This window comes from Bacillus kexueae, from assembly GCF_022809095.1.
Taxonomy (GTDB): Bacteria; Bacillota; Bacilli; order Bacillales; family Aeribacillaceae; genus Bacillus_BZ; species Bacillus_BZ kexueae.
In genome coordinates, this window is sequence record NZ_JALAZE010000001.1 from 133,764 (window position 1) to 160,703 (window position 26,940).

A 26,940-nucleotide genomic window follows, 5' to 3' on the forward strand; every position below is an offset into this window, starting at 1 on the left:
GATTATGAAAGGAGTTTTAAGATGAACAAGGAGCAGTTAGTTAAGCTTTATCAAAAAGTAGTCGATGAAATAGATGTAGGTCTCCATGTGATTGATGCTTCTGGTAAAACCGTTATTTACAATAAAAAGATGATGGAAATTGAGGAAATGGATGTACACGAAGTCCTTCATAAACGGCTCTATGATGTATTTATGTTTAATGACGGACAAGAAAGTACGCTTATGAAAGCTTTAATTGAAAGAAGGCGTACAAATAATATTAAGCAGACGTATTTTAACAATAGAGGACAGAAAATAACGACGATGAATCAATCTGTTCCCATTGAAGATAATGGGTCTGTCATCGGAGCAGTTGAAATTGCTACGGATGTAACAAAGCTTGAACGAATGTTTGATTCACATCAAACGAATAAGGACAGGCACTACTCTTTTCAATCCATCATAGGAGAAAGCAAAGCCATAAAAGATACGATAGAAACAGCAAAACGAGCAACTCGAACGTCCTCGTCAGTATTAATTGTGGGGGAAACAGGTACTGGTAAAGAGATTTTTGCTCAAAGTATTCATTATCAAAGCGTACGTGCCCATAAACCCTTCATTAGCCAAAACTGTGCGGCAATGCCAGATAACTTAATCGAAAGCATCTTATTCGGTACAAAAAAAGGAGCGTTTACCGGTGCAACCGATCGACCTGGACTGTTTGAACAAGCTGAAGGGGGAACTCTCCTATTAGATGAAATTAATTCATTAAGTCCCCATCTGCAAGCCAAGTTGTTACGTGCGATACAAGAGAAAACAATTCGGCGAATTGGGGCTACGAAAGATACGCCAATAGATGTAAGAATTATTGCCACCATTAATGAAGATCCAATTGAAGCGATACAACAAGAACGATTGCGTAAAGACCTCTACTATCGGTTAAGTGTCGTTTCCTTATTTATTCCACCTTTACGTGAAAGGAAAGAAGATATTCCTTTATTGACAGATCATTTTATTCAAAAATTTAATCGTCTATTTTCTTTATCTGTTTCGGCAGTAGAGGGAAATGTGTCGCAATTGTTTCAGTCATACAGTTGGCCCGGTAATGTTCGTGAGTTAGAGCATGTAATCGAAGGAGCGATGAATTTCATTACCGATGAGTCGTCCCTTTCCGCATCACATTTGCCATTAAGTTTTCAAAGGAAAGCGCCAAGTCAACGTGAATTTGAACTACCTCCTCCAATAAAAGAAGAAATCATTCCATTACATAAGAAGATGGAGAACGTCGAAAAAGCATATATTGAGCATGTGTTAAACGAATGTAATGGGAATATAACAAAAGCTGCCGATGTGTTGAAGATTAAAAGGCAAAGTTTACAATATCGTATGAAGAAATATGGGATTCATTTAACGAAATTATAGACGTTTCGATACAGCCTGCAGCCTTAGTTTCCATCAATTTATCTCATACACATCGAGAAAAAAGGAACGTAAGAAAAGCACAAAGCGCAAGTCCTTAGGCCAAGGGCGCTGGAGGACCTGCGAGGAGGCTTCCGTCGCCACAACAGGGCCGAAGCGACCCGAGCTGATGGCGCTTTGCGCTAGACACCCAAAAAACGGTAGAGAGAATACTTTAACACTTTATTGAACGTAAACTTTCTGTAACAATAAAAAAAGATGAAAGAGACATACAGTCTACTTTCATCTTTTTTGTTAACTTATTTTACGATGTGGATAGGAGTTCCGATGGCAACTTCTGCAGCTTCCATTGAAATTTCTCCTAATGTTGGGTGAGCGTGGATTGTTAAAGCGATATCTTCAGCTGTCATGCCAGCTTCAATCGCTAATCCAAGCTCAGCAATCATATCAGAAGCGTTAGGTCCTGCAATTTGTGCACCAATTACAAGTCCGTCTTCTTTACGTGTTACAAGCTTCATGAAACCGTCTGTAGCATTTAAAGATAATGCACGACCGTTTGCTGCGAATGGGAATTTAGCCGCAACTACGTCCATTCCTTCTTCTTTCGCTTGTTGTTCTGAGTATCCAACAGAAGCTAGTTCTGGCTCAGAGAATACAACTGCTGGGATTGCAGTGTAATCAATTTCAGCTGGATGATTTGAAATAGCTTCTGCAGCGATTTTCGCTTCATAAGAAGCTTTATGAGCAAGCGCAGGTCCTTCAACCACGTCACCAATTGCGTAGATGTTAGAAACGCTTGTACGGCATTGATTGTCGATTTTAATTAAGCCACGGTCTGTCATTTCAACGCCTACTTGCTCAAGGCCAAGCTCATCCGTGTTAGGGCGACGACCTACAGTTACAAGAACGTAGTCCGCTTCAACTGTTTTCTCTTCGCCGTTTGCTTCAAATGTAACTTTTACGCCGTCTTTCGTTTCTTCAACGCCTTTAGCCATCGCTTTCGTGAAGATTTCAACGCCTTTTTTCTTTAAGTTACGTTTAACTAAAGCTGTCATTTGCTTTTCGAAACCAGGAATGATTTCGTCAGCACCTTCGACGATAACAACTTCTGTACCGAAGTTCGCATAAGCTGTTCCAAGCTCGATCCCGATTACGCCACCACCGATTACAACCATTTTCTTCGGTACTTCTTGAAGGCTTAAAGCACCTGTTGAATCGATAACGCGATCAGAGAATTTGAATGTTGGAATTTCGATTGGACGAGAACCTGTTGCAATGATTGCATTTTTAAATTTGTAAGTTTGAGCTGAGTTTTCATCCATTACACGAATAGTGTTTGCGTCAACAAAGTATGCCTCACCTTTTACGATGTCTACTTTGTTTCCTTTTAATAGTCCTTCAACACCGCCAGTTAGTTTTTTAACGATGCTTTCTTTCCATTCTTGAACTTTTGAGAAATCTAACGATACGTTATCCGCTTTGATACCCATGTGTTCAGAATGCTTTGCTTCTTCATAACGATGCCCAGCATTGATTAGAGCTTTAGAAGGAATACATCCTACATTTAAGCACACGCCACCGAGGTTGCCTTTTTCTACGATTGTTACCTTTTGTCCTAATTGAGCCGCGCGGATCGCCGCAACGTATCCGCCAGGCCCTGCTCCAATGACTATCGTATCTGTTTCAATTGGGAAATCTCCTACTACCATCGATTACGCCTCCATTAATAATAATTGTGGGTCATTAAGCAAGCGCTTGATGTGGTTAAGCGCATTTTGAGCAGTTGCACCGTCGATCATACGATGGTCGAAGCTTAATGATAAAGCAAGAACTGGTGCAGCAACAATTTCACCATCTTTAACAACTGCTTTTTCTTGGATACGACCGATACCTAAGATCGCAACTTCTGGATGGTTGATTACTGGTGTAAACCATTGACCACCAGCAGAACCGATGTTTGTAATTGTGCAAGATGCGCCTTTCATTTCGCTTGGTGCAAGTTTACCTTCACGAGCTTTTACAGCTAAATCGTTAATCTCATCTGAAATTTGGAAGATCGATTTACGATCAGCATGTTTTACTACAGGTACAAGTAAACCTTTATCTGTGTCCGCAGCAATACCGATGTTGTAGTAATGCTTTTGAACTACTTCGTCTGTTGCATCGTCAATTGACGTGTTTAGTACAGGGTATTTCTTTAACGCAGAAGTTAAAGCTTTTACTACATACGGTAAGTATGTAAGCTTAATTCCTTGCTCAGCTGCAACAGCTTTGAATTTCTTACGATGCGCAACAAGAGCTGTTACGTCTACTTCGTCCATTAACGTTACGTGAGGAGCTGTATGTTTCGAGTTAACCATTGCTTTTGCAATAGCTTTACGGATACCGCTCATTTTCTCACGAGTTTCTGGGAAGTCACCTTCAAGAACAACTGGTGCTTGTTTTGTTTCTTTTACTTCTTCTTTTGCTGCTTCTTGAGATGGTGCTTCTACTGTTTCTGCTGTTGCTTCAACAACTTGTCCACCATTTACGAATGCATCAATGTCAGATTTTAAAATACGGCCGTTTTTACCAGAACCAGCAACTTGGCGAATATCTACACCTTTTTCACGTGCATATTTACGAACAGAAGGCATTGCAATAATGCGACGACCAGGATCTACTTCTGCTTGAGTCGCTTCTACTTTTGGCTCTTCCTTTACTTCTTCTTGCTTTTCTTCTTCTTTTGGTGCATCGCCATGATCGTCACCTTTAAATTGAAGATTTTCGTAGCCAGGTGCGTCAAATGTTACGATCGTTTGACCTACAGTTGCAACTTCACCTTCGCTCACTTTTAATTCTAATACTTTTCCTTTTACAGGAGAAGGAATTTCTACTACAGCTTTATCGTTTTGTACTTCAGCTAATACATCATCTTCGTTAATTTCATCGCCAGGTTTCACGAACCACTTTACGATTTCACCTTCATGAATACCTTCACCGATATCCGGTAATTTAAATTCAAAAGACACAGGATTCAACCTCCTACATTTTTTCGTTTGCAATATTACAATCTCTTTTATGGAAGAAAGAAATCAGCAAAACCTGATTTCTTTCATTGGTTCATAATCTATTAAAACTCTAGAACTTTCTTCGCTGTTTCTAAAACGTCTTTGTAGTTTGGAAGCCATACGCTTTCAGCAGAAGAGAATGGGTAAACTGTATCAGGTGCAGCTACACGTAATACAGGAGCTTCTAAGCTTAGAATTGCACGATCGTTAATTTCCGCAACAACATTCGCAGCAATACCAGCTTGCTTTTGTGCTTCTTGAACAACAATTGCACGGTTTGTTTTCTCAACAGATGCAATGATTGTGTCGATATCTAATGGGCTTACTGTACGTAAGTCGATTACTTCAGCAGATACGCCCTCTTTTTCAAGCTCTTCTGCAGCTTTTAAAGACTCGTGTACCATAGCACCGTAAGCGATAATTGTTAAATCCGTACCTTCACGCTTAACGTCTGCTTTACCAATTGGAATCGTGTATTCTCCTTCAGGTACCTCTTCACGGAATGAGCGATAAAGCTTCATGTGCTCTAAGAAGATAACTGGATCATTGTCACGAATCGCAGAGATTAATAAACCTTTTGCGTCGTAAGGAGTAGATGGGATAACAACTTTTAATCCAGGTTGTTGAGCCATTAAACCTTCTAAGCTATCAGCGTGTAATTCTGGTGTATGAACGCCACCACCGAATGGAGAGCGAATTGTTACTGGAGAAGTCCAACGACCACCAGAACGATAACGCATACGTGCCATTTGACCAGAAATTGAATCGATTACTTCATATACGAATCCGAAGAATTGGATTTCCGCTACTGGACGGAAGCCTTGTAAACCAAGACCAAGGGCAAGTCCACCAATTCCGGACTCAGCTAGTGGTGTATCGAATACGCGGTCTTCACCAAATTCTTTTTGTAAACCTTCCGTTGCACGGAATACACCGCCGTTAACACCAACGTCCTCACCGAACACTAATACGTTTTCGTCATTTTTTAACTCAACACGTAACGCATCAGTGATTGCTTGAATCATTGTCATTTGCGCCATGGCTTACTTCGACTCCTTCTCTTTGTAAATTTCGTATTGTTCTGTTAAGTTTTGAGGCCAGCTTCCTTCCTCAAACATAATGTTCATTAAGTCTGTTACTTTTTGTTTTGGCGTTTCGTCTGCCTTTTTGATTGCTTCTTTAATTTCTTCTTTAGCTTGCTCGATCACTTTGTTTTCTTCTTCTTCGCTCCATAAGCCTTTCGCTTCTAAGAAGTTGCGGAAACGAACAAGAGGATCTTTTGCTTCCCACTCATTGTCAAGATCTTTTGAACGATAACGAGTTGGATCGTCACCAGCCATTGTATGAGGTCCGTAACGATAGCAAAGTGTTTCGATTAATGTAGGACCTTCACCTTTAATAGCACGCTCACGAGCTTCGCGAACTGCAGCATAAACCGCAAGTGGGTCCATTCCGTCTACTTGGATACCAACGATACCAGCAGAAACAGCTTTTTGAGCTAATGTTTGAGCAGCTGTTTGTACTTCAACTGGGGTTGAAATCGCAAAGCGGTTGTTTTGTACGATGAAGATTGCTGGAGCTTTGTACGCACCCGCAAAGTTGATACCTTCATAGAAGTCACCTTGTGACGTACCACCGTCTCCTGTATATGTAACAGCTACTGCTTGTTTACCGCGCTTTTTAATACCTAAAGCAACACCAGCTGTTTGGATGTACTGAGCACCGATAATGATTTGTGGAGAAAGTGCGTTTACATCTTCAGGCATTTGGTTTCCGTGGAAGTGACCACGTGAGAATAAGAACGCTTGGTATAATGGTAATCCGTGCCAAATTAATTGAGGAACATCACGGTACCCCGGTAAAATAAAGTCTTCTTTTTCTAATGCGAAATGAGAAGCGATTTGAGAAGCTTCTTGACCAGCAGTTGGAGCGTAGAAGCCTAAACGTCCTTGACGGTTTAATGAGATTGAACGTTGATCTAACACACGAGTGTAAACCATTCTTCTCATTAATTCTTTTAATTGCTCATCGCTTAATTCAGGCATTAAATCTTCGTTAACGACTTCGCCTTTTTCATTTAAAATTTGGAATGTTTGGAATTGCTTTGAAATGGCTTCAAATTGCTTCTTGCTGTCTACTACAGCTTTTTTCGTTTTCGCAGCCATTAATGTCACCTCTTCCTTTCATTTTTCATTCAAGAGTATTATCATACCTTCGTTTACAGCATTAGGTTACCCTAAACCTATCAGGATGACACATTAGTTTGTTGCTTATATAAAACCCTTACCCTATTTAAAAAATCTAAACCATCAAAGCTGATGGTGAATGAGTTTCATCATTCTGTATTAGTTGATACCCTAAAACAACTAATACACATCCAAACTCAATTCATAGTTTACACATTTTATCTCTTCCCGTCAACGACTTTGCAACACTATTTTAATAGGATTTTCATCCATCATCCATATTGTATGTATAGTCTGAAATTTCCACTCTGTATTAATACAACTTAACTTCCTGTTTCATTTCACTAATACAGTTCTTAAAAATTTTAAACAAGTGGTTAAAATCGAGAACCTTTTCTCTAAATGCTAATTTCAGAAAGTACAAATTGGTGAACACATCCCCTTTTATTAATATCGAAATAGACTTGATAATAAGAAGCTGATCACATGATAACCGTATGAAATATGTGTTGTTTAGAGAAAAACTACCTTTAAAGTAAATAAATATAAGGACATCGTTTTCAGATGATAAGGAAGACGACCTCCTCCATGGTGGAGTGAAAGAAGAATCGACTAAGGTGATTTTTAGGAACAAAACGAATAATCACATTGTGCATTATTACGACAAATTAAAAAACGCAACCTTAAGGAAAACCCCATAAAGTTGCGTCCATTACTTGTGTGAATAAGTTTTTGAAAGTCGCATTCCACCTTATTACACACAACATAACCTATGATTACGAAACAGCATCAACCTGTTCATAAATGGTTACTACCACTATACTTTGACATTGAGAAAAGGTCTTTTTAGATAGTGGAGATCCTCCCACATTCATTTTCATCTTAAAAAAATTAATTAAAGCTTTTGACTAAAGGTAAGAAAGAATGGGTGTCCCAAGCTATTTTTGGGATACCCACTACAACCATTAATACATATCGATATCGGCTAGTTGATAAAATTCATTTTTCAATTCATTGTATGACATTGTCAAATCATTAAATTGTTGATTGTAATCCTTGATTTTTTTTTGACTCTCATTTATTTGTACAATTTGTTGTTCTAAATCATCTAAAGATAACTCTTTGTCTTGAAACATTTCATACAATGCATAATCTAAATCAAGGAGCTTGTTGTATTCTTCATAAAGTGAATAATATGTTTCGTAGCGATCATTCATCGTATTCATTAATTCATTCGCCTTTTTCTTTATCTCTTCGTTTTCAAGCTTATCGACTTCTTCTTCCATGAGGCCGAATGACTCCTGAGATTGTTTTATACTATTATATTCTTCTTCTAGTCGCTCTCGTCGCTCTTCAATATTTACAAACGCTTTTTCACTTAATTCAACAATCTGCTCATACTCATTTAAATTGAGCTTAATGACTTCGTTGTAAATATTCCCTTCTTCTTTTTCCAACTCGGTTATGGGACCTTGCTGTTCTTTAAACTGATTTTCAAGCTGTACTGTGTCCTCTAATATGGTATAAATGTTTTCTTCAGGCTTTTCAAAAGAGCACCCTGTTAGCACCCACCCAATAATCATCCAAATCACTATGTAAAGCTTTTTCATTTATTTCTCCCTCCTCTTTTCAACTATACCGATTTATGAAAACGATGACAATGAACTTCCATTAGCTTGTCTTTATCGTATTTTATGAAAAAAAGTAAAAAAGAATGATTTTATTTGGGCGAATGTCTATGCATATTTTCTAAACTTACATACTTTATAGTAGTCATTGCGCCTAATGACAGCTGCCGATTTTAAAAAATGAGGAGGTTACGTTATGCACTGTTGTGGATATGGTTACCCAAGTTACCCTGCTTATGGTTACAATCGTACATTCGTATTGATTGTTGTGTTGTTTATTTTACTCATTATTGTTGGAACTGCCTTTGTTGGCAATTGCTAGTTCAATCACTATTTATGAGTATTAAGCTCGCTACTGGCGAGCTTTTTAATTTATCCACCAATTGCAACAGCTGATGCCATAAGAAACATACATGATTTTACACTCACACCCCGGACATGAAAATTTATTCTCCCCGGGGTTTTTTCTTTCTACCATCTACCTATCATGATCGATCATTCAGCTCATAGGTAATTTTTATTTTCACAGAAAAAGCGCAAGTCCTTAGGCGAAGGGCGCTGGAGAACCTGCGAGGAGGCTTCCGTCGCCTCAGCAGGGACGAAGCGACCCGAGCTAATGGTGCTTTGCGCTAGACACCAAAAAAACGGTAAAGAGAATCCTTTAACACTTTATTGAACTTAAACTTTCTGTAACAATAAAAAAGAATCTATACGATTGCGTTTTAGACACCTGCTATTCGAGTGGCACCTTTCTCACTTCGTCTCCAAGTGTGAGGCGAACGGGCATCTCCTTAAAATGAATAAAAATTCAACGGCCGTTTACGAATCATCCCTCTTCTTTTATAATTTCCATATGAATGAAATAGGGAGTGAAAAAAATGATTACGATGACAAATATAATCCGTGAAGGGCATCCTACCCTTCGCGAAGTGGCAAAAGAAGTACCGCTACCAGCGTCTGAAGAAGATAAAGAAACGTTGAAGCAAATGCTTGAGTACGTTCAAAACAGTCAAAACCCCCAAATTGCAGAGAAATATGGACTTAGACCTGGCATCGGTCTTGCCGCACCACAGATTAATGTATCGAAGCGGATGATCGCCATTCATGTTGAGGATGAAAAAGGAAATGTTCATTCCTACGCGCTGTTCAATCCGAAAATTGTGAGCCATTCTGTTGAGAAAACATATCTTTCTAGTGGAGAAGGATGTTTATCTGTTGATCGCGCTGTACCTGGCTACGTTCCGCGCTATGCTCGCATTCGAGTAAAAGCAGTGGATATTAATGGAGAAGAAGTAGATGTTCGCCTAAGAGGTCTACTTTCAATCGTTTTCCAACATGAAATTGACCACTTAAATGGTGTTATGTTTTACGATCATATTGATTCTGAAAACCCATTTAAAGAACCAGAAAACGCTATTCCGTTAGAAAGATAAACCTATAAGAAACATACATGATTTTACACTCACACCCCGGACATGAAAATTTATTCTCCCCGGGGTTTTTTCTTTCTACCATCTATCTATCATGATCGCTCATTCAGCTCACAGGTAATTTTTATTTTCACAGAAAAAGCGCAAGTCCTTAGGCGAAGGGCGCAGGAGGACCTGCGAGGAGGCTTCCGTCGCCACAGCAGGGCCGAAGCGACCCGAGCTGATGGCGCTTTGCGCTAGACACCAAAAAAAACGGCAAAGAGAATCCTTTAACACTTTATTGAACGTAAACTTTCTGTAACAATATAAGAAGCCTCTACGTTTCCATTACCAAACGCAGAGGCTTTTTCATTATCGAGCGGATACATTTAACAGATTCAACTGTTCAACCGCATATTGAATTCCGTCTTCTTCAACTGATTTTGTTACGAAGTCAGCTTTTTCTTTTAAACTTTCTACTGCATTGCCCATCGCAACACCCGTTCCTGCAAATTCAATCATTTCCATATCGTTTAGTCCATCACCAAACGCATACACATCTTCGCGGTCATACCCTAATCGTTCCATAATTTTTTTAATTCCTTCCGCTTTCGATCCACCTAACGGCAGGATGTCAGTTGACAGTCGATGCCAGCGAATGAAATGAAGGTCATCATAATCTTGATACATGACCTCTTCCCCATCTTCGCAAAATAAAAGTGTTTGATAAATGTTTTTGTCGTTGAAGTAATGAGGATGGAAATCAGGATGGTCAAACTTTAGAGAGCCAAAGCTTTCATGAATAAAAGGATGGTCCTCTACAGTGGATTTCATATCTTCTTCACTCATGAATACTAGTGGATGGTTCGATTTACTTGAATGCTCTAGCAATTGCTTTAACGTTTCAATTTTTAACGGATTTTCATATATCACTTCATCTTCAAATACAACATATTGTCCATTAAAGCTTACAAATGAGCGAATTCCTAGTTCCTCACGTAATTGCTTAAACATAAACGGAGCTCTTCCCGTCGCTATGAACACGTGATGACCCGCTTCATGTAACTTTTGGATTGTTTCCTTTGTAGATGCCGGAAGTTCTTTTTCATGGTTCAATAATGTACCATCAATATCGAAAAAAAGTAGCTTTTTAATCATTTGTAACCCCTCTTTAATTCCATTTTTATGGACGATAATCATTTTCTTAAACATTACCCATCTTAAAGGAATTCACTTATTTACACAATAAAAATGTGTGATTTTACAACATTTTTACAATTCAATTAATGGGTAACATTTCCATTCTCACCTATGTAAATTAAGGGACAAAAACACATATAATAGAAGTAAAGAGAGCGAAAAAATTTGTCATCAACAATACAAAATGAAGAGCGAGGTGATGGACATGTTGAGAAGGTTGAAAAATCGGTTACGTAAAGAATGGAAGCATGTTTTGCGAAGAAAATTAATTGCGTAGAGAACTGAGCTCCTTGCTCAGTTCTTTTTTTAAGGCTGTTCTTCGTATAGATTGTTTCTTTTTCCCATCATTTTTTAAACGAATGCTGGACATTGAGCTACGGACACTTGCATCCAGCAAGAGTCAAGTGCCCTCCGCTCCATTCCAAAGGGGAAAAACGGACTCAACACTATACACTAAAAGCAACAATCTTTTAGAAAAAAGCCTTTTTAAAATCATTTGTCTAAATGTTTTAGTTATAGTATGTATAAAATACATTATTTGAGGTACTATATTTACACTATGTAGTGAAGCGGAAAACAGATAACTCATACGGTGTGTAGTGGAAAGCAAGTATCTGGAGCATAATATGAAAAATTGGATTGTTATATAAAAAAGCGACATAAAAAGGTTATCAAAGCAAAAAAACGGTTATAGCTACCTTTTAAAAATAGTCTTAAAATGAACTCTCATACGGGGATTACAAGGGGAATGTCCCGTGATTCGCTTTTCTTTATGCGTGTTTTCGCATATAATAGAAAAAGCTAGTGAAACATACGGAAGTTAAGGAGAGATTTGGAAACATGATGTTTAAAGTATTTTTTCAAGAATTAGCTCAAGAACCACCAGTGCGTGAAAGAACGAAATCGGTGTTTGTTGAGGCACAAACTGAAGGAGAAGTTCGTGCAAAATTAAAAGATCACGGATATAACATCGAATTTATTCAGCAAGTAAACGATGTTTTCCTTGAATATGAGAAACAAAGCGAAAACTTTAAAGTATTGGAGATCTGATAGCGTTATGAAATTTGTAAAAAACGATCAAGTAGCAGCATTTGCCCTTGGCGGATTAGGTGAGATCGGAAAAAACACCTATGCCGTTCAATTTCAAGATGAAATCATTTTAATCGATGCAGGAATTAAGTTCCCTGAGGATGAATTGCTCGGCATTGATTATGTTATTCCTGATTACTCTTATTTAGTAAAAAATCAGGAAAAAATTAAAGGTTTGTTCGTGACGCACGGTCATGAAGACCATATCGGTGGGATTCCTTACCTTTTACGTGAAGTGAACATTCCTATTTACGGTGGTAAGTTAGCCATTGGATTAATTAAAAATAAATTAGAAGAGCACGGCCTTTTAAGACAAGCAAAATTAAACATTATTAAAGAAGATGACGTCATTAAATTCCGTAAAACAGCCGTTACGTTTTTCCGTACTACACATAGTATTCCGGATTCGTATGGAGTTGTTGTGAAAACTCCTGCAGGGAACATCGTTCATACAGGAGACTTCAAATTCGACTTCACACCAGTTGGAGAACCAGCAAACTTAACAAAAATGGCTGAAATCGGAAAAGAAGGTGTCCTTTGCCTTCTATCAGATAGTACGAACAGTGAGATTCCAGATTTCACAATGTCGGAGCGTCGCGTTGGTGAAAGTATTCAAGATATCTTCCGTAAAGTAAATGGTCGTATTATTTTCGCTACCTTCGCCTCCAACATTCACCGCTTGCAACAAGTGACTGAAGCGGCCGTTCAAAACAACCGTAAAATTGCGGTTTTTGGTCGCAGTATGGAAGCAGCGATTGAAATAGGACATGACCTCGGATATATCCGTTGTCCGAAAGATACATTTGTTGATGCAAACGAAATTAATCGTTTACCTGCTCACCGTGTGACAATTCTTTGTACAGGAAGCCAAGGTGAACCGATGGCAGCCTTATCAAGAATTGCAAATGGGACGCACCGTCAAATTCAAATTATTCCTGGCGATACAGTCGTCTTCTCTTCCTCCCCGATTCCAGGAAATACGCTTAGTGTATCTCGCACCATTAACCAATTGTATCGTGCTGGTGCTGAGGTTATTCATGGATCACTTAGCGATATTCATACGTCTGGTCATGGTGGACAAGAAGAGCAAAAACTTATGCTTCGCTTAATGAAGCCGAAATATTTCATGCCGATTCACGGGGAATATCGCATGCAAAAAATGCATGCCAAGCTCGCAGTTGATTGTGGAGTGGAAGAAGATAACTGCTTTATCATGGACAACGGAGAAGTGTTAGCCATGAGCGAACGAGAAGCCTCAGTTGCCGGGAAGATTCCTTCAGGTTCTGTTTACATTGACGGAAGCGGGATCGGCGACATCGGAAATATTGTACTGCGCGACCGCCGCATCCTTTCAGAAGAAGGACTTGTTATTGTCGTTGTCAGCATCAATATGAAGGAGTTTAAAATTGAAGCCGGCCCTGATATTATTTCTCGCGGTTTCGTATACATGCGTGAATCCGGTGACTTAATTAACGACGCCCAAGATTTAATTGCTAAACATTTAAACAAAGTGATGGAACGTCGCACTTCTCAATGGTCAGAAATTAAAAACGAAATTACCGATACACTAGCTCCGTTTTTATACGAGAAGACAAAAAGACGTCCAATGATTTTACCAATCATTATGGAAATTTAATGAATTGAAAAAATCTTTTCATCAAACAGAATTAGAGGACATAATCCCCTAGGTGATTATGTCCTCTTTTTTGATATTGATTATGCTTCAGCTTAAACTTGACCAAATCTCGTAAAAACTCCAAAGACTAAATCCGATTAACAATAACCCTGACACTTTATTAACAAGTGGAATAAAAAGTGAGGTTCGCTTTATTAATCGACTTGTTAACTGACTTAAAAGCCACCACCAAAAGGCTGAACCTAGGAACACACCGAAAACAAACAACAAACCTAAATTCGATTCATTTGCCAAACCAAAGCTAGAAAGGATGGCTAGAAAAGAAAAAATCGTCATAGGATTTGCAACGGTAAGAAAGAAGGTTGAGATGAAAGTTCGAAACAAAGCTTGTTCTTTTTTCGTGTTCGCCTCTTTTTGATTTTCCTTTGCAAAAAACGTTTTCATTCCTAAATAACTTAAAAAGATTCCACCGAGTAGCTGTAGCCATAACTGATTTGAAACAAATAAACCGGTTACGATAACAAGACCGAACGCCGCCATAAAACCGTACAACGCATCAGCTGTCGCCGCCCCTAATCCTGAAACGAACCCTACCCTCTTCCCAAACGTAATTGATCGATTCATGCATAAGATACCAACTGGCCCTACAGGTGCGGCAATACTAATTCCAATAATGAATCCCTTTATCAATACCTCAATCATATAGCTACTCCTAATCTTTTTTGCCAAAATAGTCATGTTGAATAGGAATTTTTACTGTTTCCTTTTCTGTATTCATGACAATCGTTGTTTTCGTTTTCACAATCCCCTCCAGACCTTTAATCTCAAAACTAATAACTCGGTCTAATTCTTTCGTATTACGGCATCTTATTTTTAATAAATAATCGTCTTCCCCAGCAATGTGATGACATTCTTGCACTTCCTCTAAGTTGTTCACAAGTTGGAGAAAGGAATGGCGATATGTTGGCTTTTCTAACGTTACCAAAACAAATGCCGTGCATTCTGTTCCTACTTTTTCGTGATCGACAATCACTCCGAATTCTTTTATTACACCAGCTTCACTCAATTTGAGTACTCTTTCTTTTACCGCCGGAGAAGATAGATCAATGTTTGAAGCTAACTCTGCCCATGTCATTCTCCCATTTTCCATCAAAGCTTTTATAATTTGGTAATCCACTTTATCCATTTACATCACCTTATTTTTTAATGTTTTCCATATTATATTTTTTGTTTTATTAATTTTCAACCTATAATTTATTAAATTATTAATTTAATAACAACGTACGCTGTCCCCTATTCTCATTTTCATGAATTAAGAAAAGCGCAAAGCGAAAGTCCTTAGGAGAAGTGCGCTGGAGGAGCTGCGAGGAGGCTTCCGTCGCCACAGCAGGGCTGAAGCGACCCGAGCTGATGGCGCTTGGAGCTAGACACCCAAAAAAACGGTAAAGAGAATACTTTAACACTTTATTGAACTTAAACTTTCTGTAACAAAAAAACACCCAGTTTAGGGTGCGCAATTTTTTAGTTCCTTCAATGACGTTTATCGGGCCTTATTCTCCATTGCATGAATACCAATCCCCATCATGACAATGGACATGAACAGCAACATAGAGATAGGATACAACATATCTACGAATGTTTGATGGTACAGTGTGGCTCCTTTTAAAACTTCCATTGCATACGTGATGGGAACAAATTTTGATAAAGCAATCATCCATTCGGATGAAACAATTTCAATCGGCCAATAAGCTCCGCCAATCATTGCCATACTTACAGATATCAGTGGGATAACCGCTTGATACTGACGAGTGTTTTTCGCAAATCCAGTGATCATGACAGACATAGAAACAATGGTTAAAAGATACGGGATCACTAGTACGCAAACTTTCCAAAATGCATCATTAAACTCAATACCCACACCGAATCGAAAAATAGAAAAGATTAATAAGACTTGAACGTACCCTATTAGGAAACTATAGGTTAAATTTCCCATATATACTTGCCACTTTGTTATGGAAGAAACAATAATTCGGTCCCAAACGCTTAATTCTTTTTCTTCTAAAATGGATACGACATTATACGCAACCGTAAAAATAACAAAAAATAGCGTAAATCCTATTAAACTTTGGAGCTTCGTATCGATAATAATTGTCCCTTCACTTGTAAAGCTTTTCGTTGAAATGTGAAATAACGGATTTTTCTCACTGTCAGATAAGACTTGTTTAACTAATTCTTTATCATTCGTTTGCTCAAGCAAATGTTGCTGATTGAAAAGATCGGTTACCATACTTGAAACCATTTGTTGGATAAAACGGACGTTTTCTGTTTCAGCCGTTATAAGAAGCACAAAATCTTCTTTCTTTAACACAACACCAGCTTCAACTTCCCCTTCTCTTACCATTCTTTCCACTTCTTCTTTCGGAAATATAAGAAAAGTCATTCCGTTCGCTTCGTTCATATGACTTATTAATTCATTTGTTTCATTTTCCGGAAGCTCTGAATATACAGGGATTCGTAATTCAGGATTCGTTCCCTTTCCTATAAAAAAGGCCAGAATTAGGCTTAAAGAAGTCATAAAAATAAACAGCCAAGGCTTTCGGATAAATAATAGAAATTTTACATGTAAAATTGTCTTCATACCACTCCCCCCTTTTTTCCAAACAATTGATTTGCAATGAAGAGGATGGTACAGCCAACTGAAATTAAAAGCACTAATTCAATATAGATGGCTGAAAAGGTATATCCTTGTAACAACTTTAAATATGCGCTCATAGCTGCTCCATTCGGTGTTATTTTCCCGAGGATTTGTATGACATTTGGAAAATTACCGACTGGATAAAAGCTTCCCCCTAAAAACGCGAAAGCTGTAACAATGACGCTCGAAAAAATATTTGAAGCACTCTGTGAATCGAGTCGATAATTAATTGCCGCGATCAAAGTTCCGAGACTTCCAACGGTAAAACTTAAACAAAGTGTAACGAGTAAAAACAGGGACATATTCGGCCAATGAACATCATAAGCAAGGGCACAGACACCATATAGAATAAATAATTGAGTTAAAACAATGATCATCGTCCCAACTGTTTTACTAATAAAATAAGTTTTTTGTGACACATTCGAAAGTAATATTCGATCGTATACATGAGACTTTTTTTCGACAAATGCTAGCGATCCACTATTACCGGCAACATACAATACGAACATGACACTCATCGCAACGGTATAATAACCAATCGCATTAATTTTTTCTTTTTTATTGACCGTTTGTACTTCTCCTTCGATAAAGGTTTGATCGGAAGTAAGATTTATGCCAGCGTGATTAAGTGACACAGCTTTTGTAAGTTGAAGTTGAAACGCAGATAAAATATCTTCAACTAAGTTCCCTCTCCACTCTTTTCCTTCCCTGATATAAAATTCGAGAGTTGGACTATCAGTCTCTTCAACTCCGTACATTTTTTTGAGCATATCGAACGTGAAATTTTCCGGTATGATAAGGACAGCGTCAAACTCATGAGAATGCTTCAAATCGTCTAGCTTCCCCTTTGGATTTAACTGAAGTTCAATGAATGGACGTATTGATTCGCTTTGAAGTACATCTTGAATTAAAATTTCGGATGGAGACCTCACATATTCCCGTCCTACATCTGGCATATATGTGTTAATAAATCTACTTTTTTCAGCTTCTTCATCTTCATTTTGAATTATGGCAAGTTTCGTTGTTAATGGCACATTCCCATCCTCTAATACATTCGCGAGTGCGACTCCTAAAATGGTGATTAGTATTAATGGCATTGCCAATAAAATGAGCAACTCTTGACCATTGCGAAGGGTTAATAGAAGTTCTTTTTTGATAAACGACAAGATCAATTCAACCCCCCCTTTCTAATTTCGCAAATCACGTCCAGTTAAATGTAAGAAGACATCTTCTAGTGATGGTATCTTTTCATCCACAGCTTGTATGGTCGCATTCGTGTTCTCACTCAATTGAACAATTATCATAAATGCATTTAATTCTTTTGGAATTAATATGGAGATGGTTTTTCCATTCCTGTTCACTCGAGAGATTGAAGGATGATTCATCAGTGCCTCTACAAATAATTGGTTTTCTTCTTGAAGTTTAATTTCAACCGTCTTTTCGTTCGATAAGATGTTTTTGATTTCATCTTTTGTTCCTGATGCAATAATTTGTCCTTTATCCATGATGTAAATTCGACTACATAAATATTCAACCTCTTCCATGTAGTGGCTCGTATATAGAACGGTCATCCTTTTCTCCTGATTAAGTCGCTTGACGGTTTCTAAAATAAAGTGACGTGATTGTGGATCAATTCCGACGGTCGGTTCATCCATGATTAAGATCTGGGGATTGTGTAGCAAAGCTACCCCGATATTTAATCTGCGTTTCATTCCGCCGGAAAACGTTCTTACCTTTACTTTTCGTTTATCCTTAAGTCCAATAATTTGAAACACTTCTTCCACTTTTTCTTTCAAGTTTTCCTTTGTTAATCCATGGATTTTTCCGAAAAAGCGTAAATTTTCCTCAGCCGTTAAATCTTCATATAGTGCAATTTCTTGAGGAACTACTCCAAGAATATTTCTAAGTTTTTTTGGATTTTTCAACACACTCTCATTATGCAACCGAACATCTCCACTGGAAGGTTTTATTAAAGAAGAAATCATGGAGATCGTAGTCGATTTTCCCGCTCCATTCGGTCCTAATAATCCAACAATCTCTCCTTTTTGAATGTACATATGCACATTGCGTACAGCTTGAACTTGCTTATACGATTTAAATAACTCTAACACCTCTAACATGTGACCACCCCTTTTGTTCTTACTATTAGTTTAAATGAATATTTCATATCCTTGCAGTCACGGAAGTCATAAAACATGGTCTAAATCAATGACTTCCGTCACTCAATGATATGATTACACCCGCAAATTTAAGAAAAGCGCAAAGCGACCCGAGCAAATGGCGCTTGGAGCTAGACACCAAAAAACTGTAAAGAGAATACGTTTACACTTTATTGAACATAAAATTTTCTTTAACAACAAAAAAACGACCTCCCTTATCGATAAAAGGAGGCATTTCATACAAATTAAACAAAACTTCAATATTGATAAAATGCATGGTTACACAAAATGGTTTCGGATGGCGTATATAGCCAGTTGAGTACGATCACGAAGATTTAATTTCTGTAATATTTGTGACACTTGATTTTTCACCGTACCGACTGATAAATGGAGTTCTGTCGCAATTTCCTTGTTTGTCTTTCCTTCTCCGACACACCTTGTAATTTCTATTTCTCTTGGAGATAACGGAATGTCTGCTTGGCTCGTCCTATGATTATAATTTAATAGCTTTGGTACAACTTTTGCTGCGACTTCTTCATGGAGTTTCAATCCCCCACTCATACAACTATCGATTGCTTCCATTACTTTATCAGCATCAGCAGTTTTCAACATAAATCCGTTCGCTCCCGCTTTGAGGGCATCTATCGCGTAGTCATCGTCATTGAATGTTGTTAAAATTAATATTTTCACATGTGGCCAACGTTTTTTTATGACTTTTGTCGCTTGTATTCCATCGACATCAGGCATCCGAATATCCATTAATACACAATCTATGAAATGAGTTTCAATCTTCTCTATTGCCTCTTTTCCGTTAGTTGCTTCTGCTACCACCTTATAATTACTTTGTTGTTCAATCATCATTTTTAAACCTTGTCGCACAATTGCTTGATCTTCTGCTATTAAAATACGAATCATTGAATCATTTCCTTTCTCTTTTCGGGATCGATCCAGTCACGATAAATTGCTCTCCAGCTTGATAAAAGGATATCACTCCGTTTACTTCTTGTATCCGTTCACGAATAGAGGCAAGGCCAAACCCCTCTGAAAATGGCTTTGGGTCACTGATATGATTTTTTACTGTAAACGAAAGATTTCCTACCGCATCTATCGATAACGTTACAAACACTTCTTTTGAACTGCTATGCCTCATCGCATTCGTTAACGCTTCTTGAATAACTCGATAAAAAGCAATACTTTCTTCGTTGGAAAGCGGGAATGTTAGCACTCCTTTTTTCGTCGTAAAATGCACGAAGAGTTGACTTTCTACTTCCAACCTTCGAATGAGTTGGATTACAGAAGCTATTCCACCTATTTCTTCTTTCTTTAAACTTTTGACGGCTTTTCTTGTTTCATGTAAGCTTTCATCAGCCAAACTTTTTAACAAGCCTAATTCTTTCACTTCCGTATTTTTCATTTTAATCATTTCGATTTGCATTAATAGGGCTGTCATTTTATGTCCGACAGAATCATGAATATCTCGGGCAATTCTCGTTCGTTCTTCCATTCGAGTCAGTTGTTCTTGTTCTAAATTCAACCGTTTTAATTGTCGGTACTCACTTAATAATTCTTCATAAAGTCTACTTTTCTCTTCATTGAGCGTGAAATAGTAATTCGCAAGAAAGGTTCCAAAATAAAAAATGAAAATCCCTAATATCCATTCAATCGTCCAAAACGGATTTTTCAGAAACAAAAAGGTCGTAACAAGGATAGACAAGCTAATGAAAATAAAATAAGATTTACCTTTTAATTGAGTGATAGCTTTTAAATGTAGAAACAATAAAAGTAGTTCCGTGTAGATATTGTTATTTGAAATAACCCATTCAACTAACATAAAAAGGATGACCATTGATACATATGAGACGAAGCGCAATTTTTCAATTGATAGGAAAAAATAAAGCATGAAAACCAATGCGCAAAAAAGAAGAAGCGAAGGTTGCTCGATTACACTTTCTTTTTCGTAATAAAAATAACCTAACCATAATACCGAAAAAACAATAAACTGTATCCAATACGTTCTCACTTTTTTATCTCCTATTTTCAACTTACACTAAAGGTATCAAACCGGAAATAGTTGGTCAAATAGCATAAATGAAAACCTTCCCTCTTTACACAACAAAATCGTACCCGTATACTTAAAGTGAGTGATTACTCACTTTATATTTTATGGGGTGATTGAATGCATAACGAAATCATTGATGTTACAGATCTATCAAAATCTTTCGGTAAAAAAGAAGTATTAAAGAAAATTTCTTTTCATGTTGATAAAGGCGAAATTTTCGGCTTATTAGGACCTTCTGGTTCTGGAAAGACAACGCTTGTTAAATGCCTTATCGGCATGGAGACACCCACGACTGGTACAATTCATGTTTTAAATACGAAAGTACCAAATTTAGATCTTACGATGAAAATTGGCTTTATGGCTCAAAGTGATGCACTTTACACTGATTTAACTGCATATGAAAATGTAGATTTTTTCGCATCTTTATACGGTTTGAAAGGTCAATACAAAAAGGAACGAATTGAATATGTCCTCTCCATTGTTAATCTTTTAGATGATAGGAAGAAAAAAATTCATCAATATTCAGGAGGTATGAAACGCCGGCTTTCTTTAGCCATCTCCCTCCTTCATGACCCGGACGTACTCATTTTAGATGAGCCGACGGTTGGCATTGACCCGATTTTACGAAAATCTATTTGGGAAGAGCTTGAAAGAATGCGTTTGAACGGAACAACAATTGTCGTTACAACACATGTGATGGATGAAGCGGAAAAATGCACAAAACTTGGCATGATACGTGACGGGCATTTAATTGCGATTGGCACGCCAAGTGAGTTAAAGGATCGCGTTTCTGTTACATCGATTGAAGAAGCCTTTTTAACGTACGGAGGTGTTAGCCAATGAGAATCTTCGCTATTACAAAACGAATTATTCGTCAATTTTACCGAGATAAACGAACATTAGCTTTAATGCTCCTCGCTCCACTGTTCATCTTGACCCTCATGCATCTTATCTTTACGAGCGGGGAAAAAATATATACTGTCGGCGTATTTGAGGGCCCCGATCCATTTGTGGAACAATTAGAAGCGTTTGATATACAGGTCCAATCGTTAACAGAAGAGGATGCGAAAACAGCCATTCAACAACATGATTTGGACGCTTTCATCTCTTTTTCTGGCAATACGTCTAGTATTACGGTTGAAGGTACAAATCCAAATGATTCAAAGGCAGTGTTGTCGATAATTAACAAAGCGTTTAGCTCACTTTCTAAGACAGCGGTTGTAACTATTGAGCTAACTATAGATTATATTTATGGGAATGACGAAATGAGCTTTTTTGATTATATTGGTCCCGTATTAATCGGTGTATTTATTTTCTTCTTCGTCTTTTTAATTGCGGGTGTTTCATTTTTGCGGGAACGGACATCAGGTACACTGGAACGTCTCATGGCTACACCAATCCGACGACATGAGCTCGTATTTGGTTATATTTTCGGCTTTGGCTTATTTACAACACTTCAAGTCACGTTGATTGCTGCTTTTGCTGTAGGCGTATTAGATATGATGCTCGAAGGTTCCTTCTGGTATGTGTTGCTAATTTCCTTATTATTAGCTATGTCAGCGTTGACATTAGGTACATTACTTTCAGCATTTGCCAATAATGAACTGCAGATGATTCAATTCATTCCGCTCGTCATTATTCCACAAATCTTTTTCTCTGGTCTGTTTCCGCTCGATGCCATGGCCAATTGGTTAGCCTCCATTAGCATCATCATGCCATTAACGTATGGGGCAGAAGCGTTAAGAGAAATTATGATTCGTGGAAATGGTTTTATTGATATTCAGACTGAAATATTCGTGCTTCTCGGCTTTTCTCTACTGTTTACCTTGTTAAATATTATTGTATTAAAACGCTATCGTCGTCTATAATAGAACATCATGAGCTGAAAGGATGTACCCATGATGGATTTATCCAAAATGATGGAAACGATTTTAAATGAAGAGTCTAACGAAAAGAAAATGAGTGAAAAACAGAAGAAGGTAGTAGTTGCAGCCATTGAGATGTTTGCGGAGAAAGGGTATGCCGCTACCTCTACGAGTGAAATCGCAAAGAGAGCTGGAGTGGCTGAAGGAACGATCTTTCGTCATTATAAAACGAAAAAAGATTTACTCCTGTCAATCGTCATGCCAACCATTGTCAACTATCTTGCACCATTCTTTGCTAAAAATTTTGTCAATGAAGTATTCAATGATAAACACGCAACCTTTGAAACGTTTTTACGAACGTTAATTCAAAACCGGTACGAATTTGCAAAACAAAACTTTCCATCTTTACGGATTTTCATGCAAGAAATTCTTTACCAACAAGAACTACGTGAAGTATTCGTGACACAATTTCAAAAGCTTATTTACCCGAAGTTTACGGTTATTATTAACCATTTTCAAGAAAAAGGTGAGATTGTCGATCTGCCACCAAATACAGTTATTCGTTATCTCGTATCGAATGTCATAGGCTTGATGGTTCATCGATTCATCATTTCGCCTTCAGACGAATGGGATGACGAAACGGAAATTGAGCAAACAATCCAATTTATTATGAAAGGTTTAAAACGTGAATAAAGGTTGCGATTTATGTTAAAATAAAGGTAAGAAAAGCGCATAGCGCAAGTCCTTAGGCGAAGGGCGCTTTAGGACCTGCGAGGAGGCTTCCGTCGCCACAGCAGGGCCGAAGCGACCCGAGGATGGCGCTTGGAGCTAGACACCCAAAAAACTGAAACGAGAACACTTTAACACTTTATTGAACTTAAACTTTCTGTAGAGGTAACAAAAAACCGCAAGTGCGGCAACACTTGCGGTACGTAAATCATAACGTAACAGGGGATCAGCCTACAAAAATAGACCTCTCCCACCTATTGTCATAAGGGAGGTCTATTTTTTATGGTCGAAAGACAAGATAGCAATGACAAGCGTTGCAAACGCAATACAAAGCATCAGACTTTCAAATACCGTCAGAGGCATCACCCCCTTTCCACTGGAATGAGGGATAGCCGACCACCCTTATTTACGTTATGACTACCAATTTCCATTATATCACAAATGAGATCTTAACATTCTTTCTTCTCAAAGCGATTAATATCGACATCTGCGCCGATGACGATTAAGATGTCTCCTTTTTGAATTACTTCATTTGCTTGAGGTGAAACAATAATTTCTTTATCTCGTTTAATCGCAACGATATTAATACCATATTTCGCACGTATATCTAATTCGATAATAGAGTGACCACTAATGTTATCATTAGCAACAATTTCAACAATACTATGTTCATCGGACAACTCTAAGTAATCGAGTACGTTATTGGAAATGATATTATGGGCGATTCGTTTTCCCATATCTCGCTCTGGATGGACAATCGAATCCGCACCGATTTTCGTTAATACTTTCTCATGATAATCATTTTGCGCTTTGACCGTAATGTGCTTAACGCCAAGCTCTTTTAACATTAAAGTTGTTAAAATACTCGCCTGAATATTATCACCGATAGCCACTATGACGTGATCGAAATTACGAATTCCCAAGCTTTTTAACACCGCTTCATCCGTCGTATCGCCTACGACTGCATGAGAAGCAATGTTGGCAAATTGATTTACTTTATCTTCATCAATGTCAATTGCTAATACTTCAAGTCCCTCTTCACTCAACGCGCGACAAATACTTCCGCCGAAGCGCCCGAGACCGATGACTGCAAACTCCTTTTTCATGACAAAATCCTCCAACTTCCTTCATCTCTGTCGATAATTGTACCACATTCTAAAAGTCACGAATAGACTTGTCCATCATTGACTTATAAATGTATACGAGAGCTGTTTGATAAAAACGAAACTGTTGAAAACTTAATTAGTGACGTTACGCTGTTGGAGGTTTTCCATGTATTGTTTTATTTTTTCATAATATGTATCTGTGACTCTCCCTTTGGAACCTCTTAAAATTTCGTTTTTATAATGATCTGGCGGACCTAAATCTTCCTTTTTGCTGCAAACGACGAACGTTAAACAATTTTCATAGTTCACACCATTTACTTCGACATTTACAAAGGTTGGACGGTATAAATTCGTGTATACCCCTTCTCTTACATACAAGTATTCGACTGCCTCAAAAGGAACCTCGTATAAAATACCTTCTACCTTTCCACCTTCCTCGACAATGTCAGCTCTCCCGCCATCGTGGACATGAACAGAAAAACGTAGAGTATAGTTTTCAAGTTTTCCAGCCCCGACGATCGATTGGAAATGGTGGTCAACGCCTGCCTTTTGCATTCGCTCTGTATCCATACATGAACCGTAAGCAAAATAGAACGTACGCTCTGGTTTTGATTCGAAGTAATTATATTCTTTCCAATTCCCCCTATTGATAGGCAGAAAAGAGCTTGTATCCTCAACAAATTGGAAGGTCAAACATTCAATTACATTTGTATCTGTTTTTACGGTTTTCTGTACTTTTTTAAAATTTCCCCTCTTACATAAATCCATATAAAGCTTGTCAATCTCTTGCTCTTTAAGATCGAAAATTTCGCCATAAACTTCCCCTTCTCCATTTACGAAAACAGGGAACCCCTTTTTTGAATCGTATAACTTTCCATGGATTATCGCTTGCTCCGCTACTTTCTTCTCCTCTCGTAACCAATCGAACGATTCATATAAAAAGACGACTGCCATATATTCTCCTCCCCCAAGTGATTTACCAAGGCAACTGTGTTGTAATATTTTTCACCATCGCCTCATTTTCTTTTTTTCTTGCTTTACGTACTTCTGCTCTTTTTTTGGCATTTTCGTGTAATTCCTTTTCGAAATCCGTTTCTGGCTGAACAGTTGGTACTGGTACCGGACGGCCGTTCGTATCAACCGCTACCATCGTTAAAAACGAAATGGCACATACATTTCGCTCCCCTGTCATTAGTTTTTCCGCGACGACTTTGACGAACACTTCCATCGAAGAACGTCCTGTGTACGTGACAAAGGCTTCCAAACAAACGGCATCTCCTTCGTAAATCGGATGTAAAAAGTCAACTGAATCAGTTGAAGCTGTGACGACTTGTGAACGCGCGTGCCTCATAGCCGATATCGCGGCAACATCATCAATGTATGCCATCAATTTTCCTCCGAACATCGTTCCATGAGTATTCGTGTCCGGTGGCAAAACGATGCTTGTTTTCACAACAAACGAATCTTGGCAACGCTTTGTGTTTTCCATTTTTCTACCTCCTTTCATTATTTTTACTATCGTCTCCTATCAATATAATTTTTGTCAACAAATGAACAAAAAGAAAAATATGTTAAAATGTCTTAGAAGAGAAAGTTGGGGTGAAAAATGTGATTTTAATTAAGCGACTTTGGATTAAAGCCCTTCAGATGAGCGGGTGGACATTGTTTTTTGGTACGACGACACTAATTTTATTTAGCAGTTTTTTTATTCATTATTTAGAGCCTGAAACATTCCCTTCCGCTTTCGAAGGTTTATGGTGGACGATGACGACCGTTGTAACAGTAGGATATGGTGATGTATCTCCTACGACCGTACAAGGAAAAATTTTTGCCATGTTTTTATATGTGATGGGAATTGGTCTTATGACGATTGTGATTGGGAAAGTTATCGATTCGTTATCGCTACGAAAAAGGCTGAGGGAGGAAGGAAAATTGAAGATTACAATGAGAAATCATATTATTTTAATTAATTGGACAAAGAAAACAGAGCTAGCCCTTCAAGAGCTTTTAACGACTTTTCACGATATTCATATTGTCATTGTAGATGAAAAATTAGAAAAGATTCCTGTACTTCACGAACGTGTGGAATTTGTTCAAGGAGATCCAGCAACTGAAGAAACGTTACTTCAAGCAAATTTACTTGATTGTAAATCGGCCATGATCTTTGCGCCAGATGGTGTGATAAAGGCATCGCAAGCTGATGGACATACTCTTTTAATTGCTTCAATATTAGAAGGGCTTGGGAAGAAAAACGGTCGGAACATTTATACGATTTGTGAGGTATCTGACTCCAAACATATTCAAGCATTTACCCATGTGAACGTGGAAGAATTTATTACTCCTAATGACATGTCAGCGCATTTAGCTGCTCGTTCTATTCTCTTTAACGGTACAACTGAGATTATTCGTCAGTTAACAAGTCATGTAGGATATGACTTATATCATATAAAAAAGAAGCCTCATTGGAACACATACGGTGATGCGAAAAAAGAGCTTGCTGAATTGGGTGCAACACTTTTGTCAAATCACGAAGACATGTCAATTGTAACAACCTTACAAACACCGATTCCTGATGATGCGAAGCTATTCATTATTTGTGATGAAAAAGTCTATCAAAAGCTGCGATAAACCATTTTAAAGGCTGGTTGTTTTTCTAAAAATGTTTCAAAATAAATCATGAAATGATTGGCTTAAGGCGGCGACTCCAGCGGGACCAGCATGAACTGAAGAC

The 26,940-nt window shown here is 38.0% G+C and carries 25 protein-coding genes and 2 pseudogenes; 10 read left to right on the plus strand and 17 right to left on the minus strand.

What is annotated here, in order from left to right:
• Window positions 1-21 precede the first annotated feature (21 nt).
• Entirely contained in the window at window positions 22-1,401 is a 1,380-nt protein-coding gene (locus tag ML543_RS00765) for a sigma-54 interaction domain-containing protein (protein ID WP_243385232.1), read from the plus strand.
• 296 nt (window positions 1,402-1,697) lie between these two features.
• On the opposite strand, the gene lpdA is transcribed toward ML543_RS00765, so the two are convergent.
• The 4 genes from lpdA to pdhA all read right to left on the minus strand — a co-directional run bounded on the left by lpdA (window position 1,698) and on the right by pdhA (window position 6,613).
• Window positions 1,698-3,107 carry a dihydrolipoyl dehydrogenase gene (gene lpdA / locus ML543_RS00770; protein ID WP_243385233.1) on the minus strand — a complete coding sequence of 470 codons (1,410 nt, stop codon included), beginning with the start codon at window positions 3,105-3,107 and terminating at the stop codon, window positions 1,698-1,700.
• Between the two features lie 3 nt (window positions 3,108-3,110).
• Window positions 3,111-4,409 carry a dihydrolipoamide acetyltransferase family protein gene (locus ML543_RS00775; RefSeq protein WP_243385234.1) on the minus strand — a complete coding sequence of 433 codons (1,299 nt, stop codon included), beginning with the start codon at window positions 4,407-4,409 and terminating at the stop codon, window positions 3,111-3,113.
• Between the two features lie 101 nt (window positions 4,410-4,510).
• Window positions 4,511-5,488 carry an alpha-ketoacid dehydrogenase subunit beta gene (locus ML543_RS00780; protein ID WP_243385235.1) on the minus strand — a complete coding sequence of 326 codons (978 nt, stop codon included), beginning with the start codon at window positions 5,486-5,488 and terminating at the stop codon, window positions 4,511-4,513.
• Window positions 5,489-5,491: 3 nt separating this feature from the next.
• Window positions 5,492-6,613 carry a pyruvate dehydrogenase (acetyl-transferring) E1 component subunit alpha gene (gene pdhA / locus ML543_RS00785; protein ID WP_243385237.1) on the minus strand — a complete coding sequence of 374 codons (1,122 nt, stop codon included), beginning with the start codon at window positions 6,611-6,613 and terminating at the stop codon, window positions 5,492-5,494.
• Window positions 6,614-7,260: 647 nt separating this feature from the next.
• Between pdhA and ML543_RS00790 the strand changes: the two are divergent.
• Window positions 7,261-7,438 (plus strand): annotated as a pseudogene (locus tag ML543_RS00790) (IS110 family RNA-guided transposase); the annotation flags it as partial.
• 161 nt (window positions 7,439-7,599) lie between these two features.
• Here ML543_RS00790 and ML543_RS00795 read toward each other — a convergent pair.
• Window positions 7,600-8,244 carry a YkyA family protein gene (locus ML543_RS00795; protein ID WP_243385238.1) on the minus strand — a complete coding sequence of 215 codons (645 nt, stop codon included), beginning with the start codon at window positions 8,242-8,244 and terminating at the stop codon, window positions 7,600-7,602.
• A gap of 265 nt (window positions 8,245-8,509) precedes the next feature.
• Here ML543_RS00795 and ML543_RS17060 point away from each other — a divergent pair.
• Window positions 8,510-8,584: pseudogene (locus ML543_RS17060) on the plus strand (YjcZ family sporulation protein); the annotation flags it as partial.
• Window positions 8,585-9,140: 556 nt separating this feature from the next.
• Window positions 9,141-9,695 (plus strand): peptide deformylase, encoded by a 555-nt coding sequence (gene def, locus ML543_RS00805; protein ID WP_243385240.1) that lies wholly within the window; start codon window positions 9,141-9,143, stop codon window positions 9,693-9,695.
• Window positions 9,696-10,043: 348 nt separating this feature from the next.
• Here def and ML543_RS00810 read toward each other — a convergent pair whose 3' ends face one another.
• Entirely contained in the window at window positions 10,044-10,829 is a 786-nt protein-coding gene (locus ML543_RS00810) for a Cof-type HAD-IIB family hydrolase (protein WP_243385898.1), read from the minus strand.
• Between the two features lie 882 nt (window positions 10,830-11,711).
• On the opposite strand from ML543_RS00810, the gene ML543_RS00815 reads away from it, so the two are divergent.
• Window positions 11,712-11,921, plus strand: a complete 210-nt coding sequence (locus ML543_RS00815; RefSeq protein WP_243385241.1) for a DNA-dependent RNA polymerase subunit epsilon — start codon at window positions 11,712-11,714, stop codon at window positions 11,919-11,921.
• A 7-nt stretch (window positions 11,922-11,928) separates the two neighbouring features.
• Window positions 11,929-13,596 carry a ribonuclease J1 gene (gene rnjA / locus ML543_RS00820; RefSeq protein WP_243385242.1) on the plus strand — a complete coding sequence of 556 codons (1,668 nt, stop codon included), beginning with the start codon at window positions 11,929-11,931 and terminating at the stop codon, window positions 13,594-13,596.
• An 87-nt stretch (window positions 13,597-13,683) separates the two neighbouring features.
• On the opposite strand, the gene ML543_RS00825 is transcribed toward rnjA, so the two are convergent.
• The 7 genes from ML543_RS00825 to ML543_RS17010 all read right to left on the minus strand — a co-directional run bounded on the left by ML543_RS00825 (window position 13,684) and on the right by ML543_RS17010 (window position 20,470).
• The gene (locus tag ML543_RS00825; RefSeq protein ID WP_243385243.1) at window positions 13,684-14,298 is read right to left on the minus strand and encodes a LysE family translocator; all 615 of its coding nucleotides are present in this window, start codon (window positions 14,296-14,298) and stop codon (window positions 13,684-13,686) included.
• Window positions 14,299-14,308: 10 nt separating this feature from the next.
• Window positions 14,309-14,782 carry an Lrp/AsnC family transcriptional regulator gene (locus tag ML543_RS00830; protein ID WP_243385244.1) on the minus strand — a complete coding sequence of 158 codons (474 nt, stop codon included), beginning with the start codon at window positions 14,780-14,782 and terminating at the stop codon, window positions 14,309-14,311.
• Window positions 14,783-15,136: 354 nt separating this feature from the next.
• Complete coding sequence (locus tag ML543_RS00835) at window positions 15,137-16,234, minus strand: ABC transporter permease (protein WP_243385245.1); 1,098 nt, start codon at window positions 16,232-16,234, stop codon at window positions 15,137-15,139.
• On the minus strand, window positions 16,231-17,463 hold the full coding sequence (locus ML543_RS00840; protein WP_243385247.1) for an ABC transporter permease: 1,233 nt from the start codon (window positions 17,461-17,463) through the stop codon (window positions 16,231-16,233). Before ML543_RS00840 ends, ML543_RS00835 begins: the two co-directional genes overlap by 4 nt.
• Before the next feature lie 15 nt (window positions 17,464-17,478).
• Window positions 17,479-18,411 carry an ABC transporter ATP-binding protein gene (locus tag ML543_RS00845; protein ID WP_243385248.1) on the minus strand — a complete coding sequence of 311 codons (933 nt, stop codon included), beginning with the start codon at window positions 18,409-18,411 and terminating at the stop codon, window positions 17,479-17,481.
• A 318-nt stretch (window positions 18,412-18,729) separates the two neighbouring features.
• Window positions 18,730-19,365: a response regulator transcription factor gene (locus tag ML543_RS00850; protein ID WP_243385249.1), complete on the minus strand. Its 636-nt coding sequence runs from the start codon at window positions 19,363-19,365 to the stop codon at window positions 18,730-18,732.
• A gap of 4 nt (window positions 19,366-19,369) precedes the next feature.
• Entirely contained in the window at window positions 19,370-20,470 is a 1,101-nt protein-coding gene (locus ML543_RS17010; protein ID WP_243385250.1) for a sensor histidine kinase, read from the minus strand.
• Between the two features lie 156 nt (window positions 20,471-20,626).
• Here ML543_RS17010 and ML543_RS00860 point away from each other — a divergent pair, with 156 nt between their 5' ends.
• From ML543_RS00860 to ML543_RS00870, 3 genes are read left to right on the plus strand one after another with little or no spacing between them, the layout of a single operon-like run.
• The gene (locus tag ML543_RS00860; protein WP_243385251.1) at window positions 20,627-21,352 is read left to right on the plus strand and encodes an ABC transporter ATP-binding protein; all 726 of its coding nucleotides are present in this window, start codon (window positions 20,627-20,629) and stop codon (window positions 21,350-21,352) included.
• The gene (locus tag ML543_RS00865) at window positions 21,349-22,377 is read left to right on the plus strand and encodes an ABC transporter permease (RefSeq protein ID WP_243385253.1); all 1,029 of its coding nucleotides are present in this window, start codon (window positions 21,349-21,351) and stop codon (window positions 22,375-22,377) included. The genes ML543_RS00860 and ML543_RS00865 overlap by 4 nt, the downstream gene beginning before the upstream one ends.
• A gap of 33 nt (window positions 22,378-22,410) precedes the next feature.
• On the plus strand, window positions 22,411-23,067 hold the full coding sequence (locus ML543_RS00870; protein WP_243385899.1) for a TetR/AcrR family transcriptional regulator: 657 nt from the start codon (window positions 22,411-22,413) through the stop codon (window positions 23,065-23,067).
• A gap of 309 nt (window positions 23,068-23,376) precedes the next feature.
• Here ML543_RS00870 and ML543_RS17065 read toward each other — a convergent pair whose 3' ends face one another.
• From ML543_RS17065 to ML543_RS00885, 4 genes are all read right to left on the minus strand, one after another.
• Window positions 23,377-23,466: a putative holin-like toxin gene (locus ML543_RS17065; RefSeq protein ID WP_419095319.1), complete on the minus strand. Its 90-nt coding sequence runs from the start codon at window positions 23,464-23,466 to the stop codon at window positions 23,377-23,379.
• A gap of 86 nt (window positions 23,467-23,552) precedes the next feature.
• Window positions 23,553-24,209 (minus strand): potassium channel family protein, encoded by a 657-nt coding sequence (locus tag ML543_RS00875; RefSeq protein ID WP_243385254.1) that lies wholly within the window; start codon window positions 24,207-24,209, stop codon window positions 23,553-23,555.
• A gap of 132 nt (window positions 24,210-24,341) precedes the next feature.
• Complete coding sequence (locus ML543_RS00880) at window positions 24,342-25,163, minus strand: gamma-glutamylcyclotransferase family protein (protein WP_243385255.1); 822 nt, start codon at window positions 25,161-25,163, stop codon at window positions 24,342-24,344.
• 22 nt (window positions 25,164-25,185) lie between these two features.
• Entirely contained in the window at window positions 25,186-25,698 is a 513-nt protein-coding gene (locus ML543_RS00885) for an acyl-CoA thioesterase (RefSeq protein ID WP_243385256.1), read from the minus strand.
• A gap of 110 nt (window positions 25,699-25,808) precedes the next feature.
• On the opposite strand from ML543_RS00885, the gene ML543_RS00890 reads away from it, so the two are divergent.
• Window positions 25,809-26,837, plus strand: coding sequence for a potassium channel family protein (locus ML543_RS00890; RefSeq protein ID WP_243385257.1), 1,029 nt, complete (start codon window positions 25,809-25,811; stop codon window positions 26,835-26,837).
• The last annotated feature ends 103 nt before the right edge of the window (window positions 26,838-26,940 follow it).